Consider the following 14856-nt stretch of genomic DNA (forward strand, 5'->3'; position numbering starts at 1 on the left):
TTTTTAGATTCTTTATAGCTCTTCGTCATCAAGACCAAGCATTTCATCATACGCAATTTTTACGGCTTCATAAACAAAAAGGGCAGCGATAGCGTGTGGCACAACTATGCGATTTCCTAAATCGTTTGGTAATAAACCACCTCGCATACGTGTTGAAATATACGTATATGCTAAATCTGCTAGTGGATTTTCGGTATTAGCTACTTCGCTAGCAACGGCTGCAAATGGAATAAACTGATTATTTAATTGCTGTGCTAATGCTAATGCATCCTCATCGTGTGCGCTACGTGTAAAAATGCATACACGATCCGCTTCTGTGATCACGGTATCTTTTGTCCAAGGGACTAACTTCGTAAAACGTTCCACAGCTTGAAATGCATTTAATTCGACAACTTGCATTTCGCCAAAGCATGCGAAATAGACATTACCTTCACTAATCCCCGCTTGCGCAAGTAATCGCGCTGTTTCTTCAATTGCTTCCTCTTCATTTTGTGTTATTCTTTGTAATAATCCACTTAGTTGTGTTGTTAATATTTTTGACATAGTCCCACCTCAATCAATATTATAGGTTTGAAAAGAGCATAAAGCAAAATTAGATAATTTATAATAATAGAAGGTATTAATAGGTTAAAGGAGAATAATACATAATAGAGAGAATTTTACGTAAAAATAATAACTAAAAAAGGGCGGAATGAAATGTGAAACGAGTACTAATTGTCGATGATCAACCAGGAATTCGTTTACTTTTAAATGAAGTGTTGAAAAAAGAAGGTTACGGTACATATTTAGCTGCAAATGGTATGGAAGCACTGAAGTATGCTGAGGAGGAGGAAATAGATTGTGTCCTGCTAGACATGAAAATTCCAGGAATGGATGGCATTGAAATTTTAAAGCACTTAAAAGAGCGATGGCCACAACTTCCGGTTTTCATGATGACAGCATATGGTGAATTGGACGTTGTACAAGAGGCATTAGATTTAGGAGCCATTCGATATTTTACTAAGCCTTTTGATATTTTTGAAGTGCGTGATGAGGTTAATAAAATAGTAAGCGCTTAGATGAACAGGCAGTGGTCAACACCGCCTGTTTTCTTGGTTATTATAGAAGTTTTCTACCATTTTACTATCATTTTGCTTCCACAATAAATGACTCATCACCATAACGTGGGGTTGATTTCCGTTCCGACTGGGCGCTTTGTATAGTTGCCGCTTTGCTTTCGCTACAGAGAAGCTTCCAATGATCCTCTTTTATTTTTCTGCAGTTTTAAGGTTTATCGAGAACTTTTGATTGTTTATCGACCAACATTCGAAAAATATCGACATCTTGGAAGACTATCTGACCTTACTGGGTCTTAGAACTTTCGTTGCGTTGTACTGCACTCCGGTTGGACGCTGCCGCTCCGCTTTCGGGTAGAAAATAAAAGCCCCTGCTTTTCAGGGGCAGAACCTTCGTTGCGTTGCACTACACTCCGGTTGGCACTGCCGCTTCGTTTCACTCCGCTTTCGTGCAGAAAATAAAAGCCCCTGCTTTTCAGGGGCAGAACTTTCGTTGCGTTGCACTACACTCCGGTTGGCACTGCCGCTTCGTTTCACTCCGCTTTCGTGCAGAAAATAAAAGCCCCTGCTTTTCAGGGGCAGAACCTTCGTTGCGTTGCACTACACTCCGGTTGGCACTGCCGCTTCGTTTCACTCCGCTTTCGTGCAGAAAATAAAAGCCCCTGCTTTTCAGGGGCAGAACTTTCGTTGCGTTGTACTGCACTCCGGTTGGACGCTGCCGCTCCGCTTTCGGGTAGAAAATAAAAGCCCCTGCTTTTCAGGGGCTTTTATTTTTGCTATGATTAAATAGCATATTTATGTAGAAAGAATAGTCCTAAGAGGAGGATTTTTAGTATGGCATTAGTATCTATGAAAGAGATGTTAATTAAAGCAAAAGCAGAAGGTTATGCGGTTGGTCAGTTCAACATCAACAACCTTGAGTGGACTCAAGCAATTTTACAAGCAGCTGAAGAGGAAAAATCTCCAGTTATTCTAGGCGTTTCTGAAGGTGCAGGAAAATATATGGGCGGATTTATTTCCGTTGTACACATGGTAAAAGGTTTAATGGAATCTTATGGCACTACGGTACCTGTAGCTATTCACCTTGACCATGGTTCAAGCTTTGAAAAATGTAAAGAAGCTATTGATGCAGGCTTTACATCTGTAATGATCGATGCTTCTCATCATCCGTTTGAGGAAAACGTTGCGACTACTTCAAAAGTAGTTGAGTATGCTCATTCGAAAGGTGTTTCTGTTGAAGCTGAACTTGGCACAGTAGGTGGTGACGAGGATGGCGTAATCGGTGGTATTATGTACGCTGATCCAGAAGAATGCCGCAAAATGGTTGAGATGACAGATATCGACTGTTTAGCACCAGCACTTGGCTCTGTACATGGTCCTTATAAAGGTGAACCAAACTTAGGCTTTAAAGAAATGGAAGAAATCTCAAACTTAGCAGACCTTCCATTAGTATTACATGGTGGTACAGGTATCCCAACAAAAGATATTCAACGTTCCATTTCATTAGGTACAGCAAAAATTAACGTCAATACTGAAAATCAAATTGCTGCTACAAAAGTAATTCGTGAAGTTCTTGAAAACGATAAAGTTGTTTATGATCCTCGTAAATTCCTTGCACCAGCACGTGAAGCGATTAAAGCGACAGTTATTGGGAAAATCCGTGAATTTGGCAGTGCACAAAAAGCATAATTTTAGTATCTAATACGCAAAAAAAACAGAGATGAATACACATAATAAGAGAAGTGTTGATGTTGTTATCGACCTTCTCTTGTTTTTGAAATAAAAAATTTTGGGCAAAAATTCAAATATAAGGATCATTACCGAAAGTTAGGGATGATATTTGTTAAAACGTATACTATGTAATAAGTTGATTGGAGTGAAGGCTGGGCGACTCCTTGGGGATTAGCGGCTCATCGGATGCCCCCAGGAAGCTCTGCTCTGCGCGAAAGTGAAGCGTCAGCGGCAAAGCGCCCGGCCGGAACGGAAATCAACCCTACGTTAGGGTAATGATCCAAAACAGTGATTAGGAGGAAAAAATAATGAAATTTTTTATAGATACAGCAAACTTTGAAGAGATTAAAGAAGCACACGCATGGGGTATTTTATCAGGTGTTACAACAAACCCATCATTAGTTGCAAAAGAAGAGAATGTTTCTTTCCATGATCGACTTCGTGAAATCTCAGAGCTTGTAGATGGCTCAGTGAGTGGGGAAGTAATCGCTCTAGATGCAGCAGGTATGATTAAAGAAGGCTTAGAATTGGCTGAAATTGCTCCGAATATTACAGTTAAACTGCCAATGACTCCAGCTGGTTTAGAGGCATGTCGCTTCTTTGCAGATAAAGGTATTAAAACGAACGTAACATTAATCTTTAGTGCCAACCAAGCATTAATGGCTGCTCGTGCAGGTGCTACATATGTATCACCATTTATCGGTCGTTTAGATGATATGGGTCAAAACGGTGTAGAACTAATTGAAACGATTGCAGATATTTTTACAATCCATAATATCGATACGCAAATTATTGCTGCATCTATTCGTCATCCGCAACATGTAACAGCTGCAGCACTTGCAGGTGCACATATTTCAACTACTCCATTTAAAGTATTAAAGCAACTTTTCAATCATCCACTAACGGAAAAAGGAATTGAAGGATTTTTAGCGGATTGGAATAAGAGAAAAGGCGAATAATAAGATTATATAGTGAGCCAATTGCAGAAAAATTACTTTCCAATCATGAGGGAGAACGCAAAATGGATGTTTATAAAATTACAGGCGAAAATCGCCTACAGGGTACAATAAAAGTTAGTGGTGCAAAAAATAGTGCAGTCGCCTTAATTCCAGCATCAATTTTGGCGAACTCTCCAGTGACAATTGGAGGGTTACCAGAAATTTCTGATGCATGGACGTTAAAGGCATTATTAGAGGAAATCGGTGGGGAAGTGTCATTTGAGGATGGCGTAATGACAATTGATCCAACGGAAATGATTGCTTTACCGTTACCAAACGGCAACGTGAAAAAACTTCGTGCTTCCTATTACTTAATGGGAGCCATGCTTGGTCGTTTTAAAAAAGCTGTAATTGGTTTACCAGGGGGCTGCTTCTTAGGGCCGCGTCCTATTGACCAACATATTAAAGGCTTTGAAGCATTGGGTGCGAAAGTTACGAATGAGCATGGAGCAATTTATTTACGTGCTGATGAATTAATTGGTGCCAAAATATTTTTAGACGTTGCCAGTGTGGGAGCAACCATTAATATTATGTTAGCTGCTGTTCTTGCAAAAGGACGTACGGTTATTGAAAATGCAGCAAAAGAACCAGAGATTATTGATGTAGCAACTCTTCTCACTAACATGGGAGCTAATATTAAAGGTGCGGGTACTAGTGTTATCCGTATTGAAGGCGTAGAGGAGCTTCATGGTACGGAGCATACGATTATTCCAGATCGTATTGAAGCTGCTACGTTTATGATAATGGCTGCCGCTTTAGGTGAAGGCATTACCATTGATAATGTTATTCCATTGCATTTAGAGGCGATTATTGCAAAGCTTCGTGAAATGGGTGTAAAAATCGAAATTGATGAAGAAAGTATTTTTGTGCCCAAAACGGACCTTTCCACATTGCAGGCCGTCGATGTAAAAACATTAGTGTATCCAGGGTTCCCGACTGATATTCAGCAGCCACTTTCTGTATTAATGTCTCAAGCATTTGGTTCCTCAAAGATAACAGATACGATCTATACAGCTCGATTTAAGCATATTGATGAACTTCGTCGTATGAATGCCATTGCACGCGTTGAAGGAAATACAGCTATTATTACAGGCCCTAATAAATTACAAGGTTCAACTGTAACAGCTACAGACCTTCGTGCTGGTGCTGCATTAGTATTAGCAGGGCTTTTAGCTGAGGGTGAAACAGAAATTCACGATATCTATCATATTGAACGTGGGTATAGCTCACTTATTGAGAAATTACGTGATTTAGGCGCTGATATTCGACGTGAAACAATAATGGCCCGCGTAGCAGAGACAAAGGAATAATGAGAGCTAAAAGTTTTGAACTAACTATGTTACAATAGAGGTAATTTGAATGTTTCGGCGATGAAACATGCCGATAACGGGAGGCAAATAAGACAATGGAACGTAGTTTATCGATGGAAGTAGTACGAGTAACAGAGGCAGCAGCAATCGCATCCGGGAAATGGATGGGCCGCGGTTTAAAAATTGAGGCAGATGATGCAGCAACGACAGCGATGCGCGTAATGTTCGATACAATTCCAATGCATGCTACAGTAGTGATTGGTGAAGGCGAGATGGATGAAGCACCAATGCTTTATATTGGTGAAGAGCTTGGCTTACGCAATGGTGGTCCTAAAGTAGATATTGCAGTTGACCCATTAGAAGGTACAAATATTGTAGCGAAGGGTACAAATGGTGCAATGACAGTTCTTGCTATTGCCGATAAAGGTAATCTGTTAAACGCGCCTGATATGTACATGGAGAAAATTGCAGTAGGACCAGAAGCGGCTGGTAAGGTAGATATTAACGCTTCTGTTACGTATAATTTATTACAAGTAGCAAAAGCTAAAAATAAAGATATTTCGGACGTAGTAGCTACACTTTTAGATCGACCACGTCACCAAGCAATTGTTGATGAAATCCGAGAAGCTGGAGCACGTATTAAATTTATTCAAGACGGTGACGTTGGAGCAGCTATCAATACTGCTTTTGATGAAACTGGCATTGATATTATGTTTGGTACAGGTGGTGCACCAGAGGGTGTTATTTCAGCTGTTGCTTTAAAATGTCTAGGTGGAGACTTCCAAGCGAAGCTAGTGCCAGAAGATGCTGAACAGTTAGAACGCTGCGAAAAAATGGGTGTAGACGTAGAAAAAGTTCTTTATTTAGATGACCTAGTTAAAGGTGACGATGCTATTTTTGCAGCGACGGCTGTAACAGATTGTGAGCTATTAAAAGGTGTTCAGTATAAAGGAGCCTACGCATTAACTCATTCAGTAGTTATGCGAGCTAAATCTGGAACTGTCCGATTTGTAGAAGGTCGTCACGCTCTTGATAAAAAACCTAGCTATAAATAAAATTTTCTTCTAAAATATACCTAGTGCATCTTTTTTTGCACTAGGTACCTTCTTCTAAATTTTCAACCATCCCATAGTTTTATAAGGCTAAGTTATGCTTCAATGTTTTGCCTAGTTAATTGAAGTACCTATCGCCCTGCTTAATTTCTAACGAACAACTGAAAATGCTGACAGGTACGAAAAGATTAACTTTATATTCATGTAGCAAAATGCTATTGTATTGAAGTAAAGTGTAACAATTACGCCAAGGTGATATAGGCCTATCGCAAAAACTTCTATGATAACCCCAAAAATGAAAATTATATTTTGAAAAAGACTGGAGTTGTGCACATGTCTGCATTGACAATCGCTCAATTAGAAAACATGACGTTAAAGGAGCTTTATGCCCTAGCACGCCAATATAAAATTTCATATTATAGCAAGCTAACGAAAAAAGAATTAATATTTGCTATTTTGAAAACTCGTTCGGAGCAAGAAGGCTATTTCTTTATGGAAGGTGTACTAGAAATTGTTTCGCAAGAAGGCTTTGGCTTCCTTCGACCAATTAACTACTCTCCAAGTAAAGAGGATATTTATATTTCTGCTTCTCAGATTCGTCGTTTTGACCTACGAAATGGGGACAAGGTATCTGGTAAAGTACGTCCACCTAAAGAAAATGAACGCTATTATGGACTACTACAAGTAGACGCTGTTAACGGTGAAGACCCAGAAGTAGCTAAGGAACGTGTGCATTTCCCTGCATTAACGCCTTTATATCCTGATCGACAAATTAAGCTTGAAACTACACAGCGCAATTTATCGACGCGTATTATGGATTTAGTGGCACCTGTAGGCTTCGGGCAGCGTGGATTGATCGTTGCACCACCAAAAGCAGGGAAAACGTCATTATTAAAAGAAATCGCGAATGCGATTACAACCAATTATCCAGATGCAGAGTTAATTGTATTACTAATTGACGAACGCCCTGAGGAAGTAACTGATATTGAACGTTCAGTGAATGCTGATGTAGTGAGCTCGACTTTCGATGAGGTTCCAGAAAATCATGTGAAAGTTGCAGAAATTGTGTTAGAACGTGCACGCCGCTTAGTTGAGCATAAGCGTGATGTAATTATTTTAATGGATTCTATTACACGTTTAGCACGAGCGTATAACTTAGTTATTCCTCCGAGCGGTCGTACGCTTTCAGGTGGTATTGACCCTGCTGCGTTCCATCGACCAAAACGATTCTTCGGTTCTGCACGTAATATTGAAGAAGGCGGTAGTTTAACAATTTTAGCGACTGCTTTAGTGGATACAGGATCTCGTATGGATGAGGTCATTTATGAAGAATTTAAAGGAACAGGTAACCTAGAGCTTCATCTTGATCGCCAATTAGCAGAACGTCGTATTTTCCCTGCACTGGATATCCGCCGTTCAGGTACACGTAAGGAAGAGCTTCTACTTGAGCCTGAGCAACTTGAAAAGCTATGGGCAATTCGTAAAACATTCTCGGACGCACCTGATTTCGCGGAGCGCTTCATGAAAAAATTACGTACAACAAAATCAAATGAAGAATTCTTTGATAAGCTAAATGAAGATATGAAAAAAGCTACTAAAGGCAAAGGCCTACTATAATCATGAATCACCATTGACTAGCAATAGTCGATGGTGATTTTTTTATTTAATCAAAAATAATTGAAATTGAGAATCATTATCAATATAATAGTTCCATATAATTCTATTATTAAAAGGAGACGGAAATGAATTATGATGCTTATATGCTTCTATGGCAAAATGCAAATATCCAGTTAAAGCAAATTGACTATGTTAGTAATACCGATGTTCGAATGACAAAGGTTTTAAAAAATAGCGCATTTCTTGTCATGACTGCAGGAAATGCAGAAATTGTCATTGATGAGCAACCTTATCATGTACAGCGCTTTAGTATTTTCCATATTGGAAAGTCCAAATCCCTTCATATTATGGCACCAAATAGTATTAGCTACTTCCTTATCTCCTATAAAGGGGATGTAATTTACAAAGATGCTTTTATGCAATATTTACAGATACAATATCAGCCATTCCAAACGACTTTCTCTTGTATACCTGCAAATCCAGTAGCCTTACATACAATTTTGCAAGATATGTACAGCAAATGGCAGTCGGGCTCTATTCAAGAGCATTTATCAGTGAAAGCATCCTTTTATGAGTTCGTCTATCGTGTTTTTCGAGAACTAGCCGAGGGGCAAGGGGAACCGCACGACATTGATAGGGCAGAAGCAGCACGTCTGTATATAGAGCAAAACATACATGAATCTTTATCCATACAGGCACTTGCTGATTTACTTAACATTAGTGCACGTCATTTATTACGTATTTTTAAGGCTCGTTATGAAGTAGGTCCACAAATTTATTTACAGCAGCTAAGAATAGAAAAGGCAAAGCATTACTTGGTAGAAAATCAATACAGCATAAAAGAAATAGCTATTTCGCTTGGATTTGAAGATGAATATTATTTTAGTCGGGTTTTTAAAAAGGCAACAAATATGGCACCAAGTAATTTTAGGCTGAAATATACATCAAACTTGTCCGAAATCGCCATTACAAATGAGAATCATTTTCAATACAATAAGAATCAGCTCGCGCAAGCAAAACAATTTGAAAATGAGGAAAATAACATAATGATGAAAAAAATAAGTAGGCATGTAAAGATACCATTTTTGCTAAGTTTGTTCGTTTTACTTGCAGCATGTGGAGAAGATACAAAACAATCTGTTGAACATAAAGAGAATGAGCCAAAGTCAGAAGAAGTAAAGACTAGAACTGTGACAGATGATAGTGGACGACAAGTAGAAATTCCAGTAAAAGCAGAACGTGTAGTGACAGACTGGTATCTTGGACAAATTCTAGCGTTGGATGTTATTCCAGTAGGAGCAGTGACAGCTAATTTAGACTTTGCAGCATTTTTAAAATCGCATTATAAGGAAGGGGATATTTCCAATATTGGTACAGATGGGAGTGCATCATTAGAAAAGATCTTAGAATTAAAGCCAGATTTAATCATTACATGGAATAAAGAAGATGTTGAAAAATATGAAAAGATTGCACCAACTATTGTATTTTCGGAAACAGCGCATAAATCGGCTACCGAGGAGATTGAAGCGATGGGAGAATATTTAGGTCGTCAGGAAGAAGCTAACGCTTTTGTTCAAGATTTTGAGAAACGTATAGCGCAGGCACAGGAAAAAATAAAGAACGTTATCCCAGAAGGAGCTACTTTTACTATTTATGACGTATTCGAAAAAAATGCAACGGTTGTAGGGAATTCAAGTGTGTCAGGTGGTAGAGCACTTTATCAAATACTTAATATGAAGCCTCAGGAAAAAGTACAGGAGCTTTTTGATACAAAAGAGTCTACAGGTGGGCGTTATGAAATTTCCTATGAAGTGGTAGGAGACTATGTTGGGGACTATGTTTTTGTTATTAATTTCTTTAATAAAGAAGAGAAATTCCCTTCCACTTGGAAAAATCTAGATGTTGTAAAAAATAATAAAACAATAGAATTAGCACCAGAATATTATTTTGCTTCTGATCCACTTTCTGGATTACACCAAGCCGAAGATATGGCTGACAAAATAGTAGAGTTTTCAAAGGCTCAACAAAAGTAATACATAGTAGAAAAGATATGTGAGCTACCTGTGTATGCTTGGGTAGCTTATTTACTAGAACACTATGAATGATATTGATAATAGGAGGCTTCCTCAATGTTATTACAGCGTTTTTTTTCATATTACAAGCCATATAAAGGATTATTTATTTTGGATTTTTCCTGTGCCATACTAGTAGCCCTTATCGAATTAGCATTTCCAATCGTTTTAAATAAGGTGATTGATGATATTCTACCAGACGGTGAACTAAAGTGGATTATTATGGCTAGTTTATTATTATTCGTTTTATATATTTTTAATTCTATTTTACATTTTATCGTTTCGTATTGGGGACACATGTTAGGAATCAATATTGAGACGGATATGAGAAGGGAAGCGTTTAGTCACGTTCAGAAGCTCTCGTTTCGTTACTTCGATAACAATAAAACAGGGCACCTAGTTTCAAGATTAACGAATGATTTAATGGACATTGGTGAACTTGCGCATCATGGACCAGAGGATATGTTTATTGCTGCAATGACGATTGTAGGTACATTCGGAGTTATGTTTTACATTGATCCAACCTTTACAATACTAATTTTTCTACTAGTTCCAATCATTTTAATTTTAACGATTATTTTTGGGAAGTTAATGTCCAAAGCATTCCGTCAAATGTTTGGGGATATTGCAGATTTTAATGCACGTGTTGAAAACAATGTAAGTGGTATTCGTGTTGTACAAGCCTTTACGAATGAAGAGCATGAGATTAAACGCTTTAAAGTAAACAATGAAAGATTTCGAATGACAAAACTTTTTTCTTATAAAGTAATGGCTTGGAATGAAGCGATTTCAGGTATTCTTACAAAAATTTTGTCATTATTCACGCTATTTGTAGGTGCATATTTTGTTTTAAAAGGCCACTTAACAAATGGTGAATTCATTGCATTTATTTTATTATCAGGTATTCTCTTAAATCCAATCAATAAAATTAATATGTTTATTGAAAGTTATCCGAAAGGAATGGCAGGGTTTAGAAGATACATTGAATTTCTAGAAACAGCACCTGAAATTGCAGATCGTCCAGAGGCAAAAGCTATCGATGAAATTGGAGGAGAAATTACATTTACTAATGTATCGTTTGGTTACTCTGAAAATAATCATGCCTTACGTCATATTAATTTAAAGGTCCATCCTGGTGAAACAGTTGCGCTAGTAGGTCCATCTGGTGCAGGAAAATCTACCATCTGCAGTTTATTGCCACGTTTTTATGAAGTAAATGAAGGTTCAATAAAAATTGATGGCATTGATATACGAGATTTTAAGCTGCAATCTTTACGCTCACATATAGGAATTGTTCAACAGGATGTCTTTTTGTTTGATGGCACAATTCGAGAAAACATTGCTTATGGTGATTTAAACGCGAGTGAGGAAGATATTTGGTTTGCTGCACAGCGAGCGCAGCTTACAGATGTCATTAAAGCGCTACCTGATGGCATGGATACATTAGTTGGTGAACGTGGCGTGAAATTATCAGGCGGACAAAAGCAAAGATTATCGATTGCACGTATATTCTTGAAAAACCCTAAAGTATTGATTTTGGATGAAGCAACGTCTGCTTTGGATACAGAAACCGAGCAGGCAATTCAACAAGCCTTAAACGAGCTTGCAATTGGCCGTACAACATTAGTAATTGCACACCGTTTAGCAACGATAAAGGATGCTGATCGAATTGTCGTTGTATCGAAAAAAGGAATTATAGAAGAAGGTACTCATGAGCAATTAATGGATAGTAAAAAAGCTTATTATGGTTTGTATACAGCGCAATTTGGCTTACAAATCTAAGCTAGTAATTTGTCATTTTATCATCACTCAGCGCAATGACGTCAAGGTGAAATTGATAAAAGGAAGGAAGGGTTTTATGTCAGTTCTTGAAATAGATCGCGTAGCTATTGGTTACTCCTCGACGCTCATTGTACATGATTTAAGTGTGGAAATTCCAAAAGGACAAATCTCAACGATTATTGGTCCAAACGGCTGTGGTAAATCTACCTTATTAAAGGCCGTTGCGCGTGTACTACGGACCCAAGATGGAGCAGTTTACTTAGATGGAAAAGCAATTCATCAATTAAAGACAAAAGAAGTGGCGAAAAGAATGGCAATTTTACCTCAAACAGCAACAGCCCCGGGAGGATTAACAGTTTTTGAACTAGTATCCTATGGTCGTTTTCCTCATCAAACAGGGTTTGGTACATTGCACAAGGAAGATTATGAATATATTCATTGGGCCATTGATGTTACAGGCCTTAGCGAGTTTAGTGATCGTCCGATAGAAGCACTATCAGGTGGGCAACGTCAACGAGTATGGATTGCCATGGCATTAGCTCAAGGAACAGATATTTTAGTACTTGATGAACCTACTACTTATTTAGATTTAGCACATCAGCTTGATATTTTATTACTGTTACAAAAGCTAAATAAAGAGGAAAGACGAACGATTGTGATGGTATTACACGATTTGAACCATGCTTCTCGTTTTTCTCACTTTATGATTGCTATGAGAGATGGACAATTAATTGTGAATGGTCAGCCAAATGAAGTGATGACAAAGGAAAATTTACAAAAGGTGTTCAATATTGATGCAGAAATGGCTGTCTGCCCATTTAGTAAACATCCAATCTGCTTATCTTACCAGCTGCACGACATGAAAAAATAGCGTTAAGTAGGAAATTGAAATCGTAAGGATTAAGGAGGAAGTGTATGACTACGTCGACAGGAGTAGGAGGGCTCAGAGATATAGATGAACTACAACAGCGATCTCATCCAGTCCGTGGTGTAGTAGCTTTAATTGTTGGGGTGATAGGGTTAATATTTGCAATCGGTTTGTCTATTTCATTTGGTGCCGCAGATATATCATTGAGTACTGTATGGACAGCTATTACTCATTTTTCACCGGATGTAACAACACATCAAATTATACATGATATTCGATTACCACGAGTGTTAGGCGCAGGATTAGTAGGTGGATGCTTTGCGGTCGCGGGTGCGATTATGCAAGGCATGACACGCAATCCATTGGCTGACTCTGGATTATTAGGGTTAAATTCTGGTGCCGCGTTTATGCTAGCAATCTGCTTTGCTTTTTTTCCTAATTTATCGTACATGTATATAGTTTTATGGTCATTTGTTGGAGCAGGCTTAGGTGTTGCGATTGTTTATGGCGTAGGTTCGCTATCAAAAGGTGGCCTAACGCCGATGCGATTAGTGTTGGCAGGTGCTGCTGTAAGTGCTCTATTAGGTGCGCTAGGGGAAGGCGTTGCTCTTTATTATCGTATTGGACAAGACTTAGCCTTCTGGTATGCAGGAGGTGTTTCAGGTACAAAGTGGTATCATCTTCAAATATTATCGCCATGGATACTGGCGGCAATGATTGGTGCTCTAATTTTATCACGTTCTATTACATTACTAAGTTTAGGTGAAGAAATTGCCGTAGGACTTGGACAACGTACTACCGTAGTAAAAATATGGGGAATGGTGATTGTTTTAGTGTTGGCAGGAGCAGCAGTGTCAGTCGTTGGAGCAGTCGGGTTTGTTGGCTTAATAGTTCCGCATTTTATGAGATACATAGTTGGACACGATTATCGGTGGATTATTTCTTGTTCATTAATTTATGGAGCATTGCTTGTGGTGTTGGCTGATCTTGTTGCAAGGATGATCAATCCACCTTACGAAACACCAATTGGAGCGCTAATTGCCTTTATTGGAGTACCTTTCTTCCTATACATAGCCCGTAAAGGAGGAAAAGAACTATGAGTAATAGTTTTTTAACAGTAACTCAACAAAAAGCTAAAAAGAAAAACTTCTTAATTCTAGGTACGCTAGCTTTACTAATAGTCATCACATTTGTTATTAGTATGAATACAGGGGTTATAAAGCTAACACCTATGGAGGTTATTCGAACATTTTTTGGTCAGGGTGATGCCCAACAGCAACTTATTTTGTTTGAATTTAGGCTGCCTCGTATCGTTATTGCAGTTTTAGTGGGGATGGGCTTAGCAGTTTCAGGGGCTATTTTACAAGGCATTTCTAAAAATGCTCTAGCTGACCCAGGCATTTTGGGTATAAATGCAGGAGCTGGACTTGCAGTTATGCTTTATATTTCATTTTTTCCATCTACTAAAGCAGCACCTGTATTTTTACTGCCAGTGTTAGCATTTGTAGGATCAGGGATGACAGCTGTTTTAATTTATATACTTTCTTATCGACGTCATGAAGGAATTACCCCAATGCGCTTAATATTAACAGGGATTGCAGTAGCAGCGGGTATTAGCTCAGCGATGATTGTGTTGACACTGCGTTTAACACCTGAAAATTATCAATTCGTTGCAACGTGGCTAGCGGGTAGTATTTGGGGATCAAATTGGAGATTCGTACTATCTTTATTGCCATGGTTACTAATTTTACTACCATTTGTGTATTCAAAATCCCGCGTATTGAACGTTATGAATCTAGGAGAAATAACAGCAGTCGGTTTGGGAGCTTCTATTGAAAGGGAGCGTCGTTGGCTTCTTGCTGCTTCTGTAGGATTAGCTGGGGCAAGTGTGTCAGTAAGTGGGGGGATTGGATTTGTTGGATTAATTGCTCCACATTTGGCACGTCAGCTCGTTGGGGCTAAACATCAGTTTTTACTGCCAGCTGCCGCACTCTTAGGGGGATTATTAGTTTTAATGGCCGATACAATCGGTCGCTTAATCTTAGAGCCATCAGAAATACCAGCCGGTATTGTTGTAGCAGTTTTAGGAGCACCATATTTCTTATATTTATTAGCACGTTTAAAGGAATAAAAGGAAACGCTTGACTAACATCGTGTTGGCCCGAGAACCTGTAGTGAAGCGGATGTTTTCTGTGCGAAAGCGTAGTGCTAACGTAGCGACAGCAAATGTTTTAACTGTGCGAAAGCATAGCGACAGCAACAACAAACTGCTCATCGGACGCCCTCAGGAAAGCGCCCAGTTGGAACGGAAATCAACCACACGTAATGGTGATGAGCCAAAATTTTTAAATTGAGAATGAAAATCTTTATT

The 14856-nt window shown here is 38.6% G+C and carries 12 protein-coding genes; 11 read left to right on the plus strand and 1 reads right to left on the minus strand.

What is annotated here, in order from left to right; genetic code table 11:
- Positions 1 to 12: 12 nt before the first annotated feature.
- Entirely contained in the window at positions 13 to 543 is a 531-nt protein-coding gene (locus AC3WSO_RS03725; protein ID WP_492528826.1) for a DUF2529 family protein, read from the minus strand.
- A gap of 155 nt (positions 544 to 698) precedes the next feature.
- Between AC3WSO_RS03725 and AC3WSO_RS03730 the strand changes: the two genes are divergently transcribed.
- The 11 genes from AC3WSO_RS03730 to AC3WSO_RS03780 all read left to right on the plus strand — a co-directional run bounded on the left by AC3WSO_RS03730 (position 699) and on the right by AC3WSO_RS03780 (position 14616).
- Positions 699 to 1058 (plus strand): response regulator, encoded by a 360-nt coding sequence (locus tag AC3WSO_RS03730; protein ID WP_349660657.1) that lies wholly within the window; start codon positions 699 to 701, stop codon positions 1056 to 1058.
- A gap of 831 nt (positions 1059 to 1889) precedes the next feature.
- Positions 1890 to 2744, plus strand: a complete 855-nt coding sequence (locus AC3WSO_RS03735) for a class II fructose-bisphosphate aldolase (RefSeq protein WP_349660655.1) — start codon at positions 1890 to 1892, stop codon at positions 2742 to 2744.
- 350 nt (positions 2745 to 3094) lie between these two features.
- The gene (gene fsa / locus AC3WSO_RS03740; RefSeq protein ID WP_492528828.1) at positions 3095 to 3745 is read left to right on the plus strand and encodes a fructose-6-phosphate aldolase; all 651 of its coding nucleotides are present in this window, start codon (positions 3095 to 3097) and stop codon (positions 3743 to 3745) included.
- Between the two features lie 62 nt (positions 3746 to 3807).
- On the plus strand, positions 3808 to 5094 hold the full coding sequence (gene murA, locus AC3WSO_RS03745; protein ID WP_492528830.1) for a UDP-N-acetylglucosamine 1-carboxyvinyltransferase: 1287 nt from the start codon (positions 3808 to 3810) through the stop codon (positions 5092 to 5094).
- Positions 5095 to 5189: 95 nt separating this feature from the next.
- The gene (glpX, locus tag AC3WSO_RS03750; RefSeq protein ID WP_079559386.1) at positions 5190 to 6149 is read left to right on the plus strand and encodes a class II fructose-bisphosphatase; all 960 of its coding nucleotides are present in this window, start codon (positions 5190 to 5192) and stop codon (positions 6147 to 6149) included.
- 330 nt (positions 6150 to 6479) lie between these two features.
- The gene (rho, locus tag AC3WSO_RS03755) at positions 6480 to 7763 is read left to right on the plus strand and encodes a transcription termination factor Rho (protein ID WP_349660652.1); all 1284 of its coding nucleotides are present in this window, start codon (positions 6480 to 6482) and stop codon (positions 7761 to 7763) included.
- A 125-nt stretch (positions 7764 to 7888) separates the two neighbouring features.
- Positions 7889 to 9796: an AraC family transcriptional regulator gene (locus tag AC3WSO_RS03760; protein ID WP_492528832.1), complete on the plus strand. Its 1908-nt coding sequence runs from the start codon at positions 7889 to 7891 to the stop codon at positions 9794 to 9796.
- Positions 9797 to 9892: 96 nt separating this feature from the next.
- Positions 9893 to 11617, plus strand: coding sequence for an ABC transporter ATP-binding protein (locus AC3WSO_RS03765; protein WP_492528834.1), 1725 nt, complete (start codon positions 9893 to 9895; stop codon positions 11615 to 11617).
- A gap of 76 nt (positions 11618 to 11693) precedes the next feature.
- Positions 11694 to 12488, plus strand: coding sequence for an ABC transporter ATP-binding protein (locus AC3WSO_RS03770; RefSeq protein WP_492528836.1), 795 nt, complete (start codon positions 11694 to 11696; stop codon positions 12486 to 12488).
- 44 nt (positions 12489 to 12532) lie between these two features.
- The gene (locus tag AC3WSO_RS03775) at positions 12533 to 13585 is read left to right on the plus strand and encodes a FecCD family ABC transporter permease (RefSeq protein ID WP_492528838.1); all 1053 of its coding nucleotides are present in this window, start codon (positions 12533 to 12535) and stop codon (positions 13583 to 13585) included.
- Entirely contained in the window at positions 13582 to 14616 is a 1035-nt protein-coding gene (locus AC3WSO_RS03780) for a FecCD family ABC transporter permease (RefSeq protein WP_492528840.1), read from the plus strand. Before AC3WSO_RS03775 ends, AC3WSO_RS03780 begins: the two co-directional genes overlap by 4 nt.
- Positions 14617 to 14856: the final 240 nt, after the last annotated feature.

The organism is Lysinibacillus sp. EB106-09-02-XG168, from assembly GCF_058791475.1.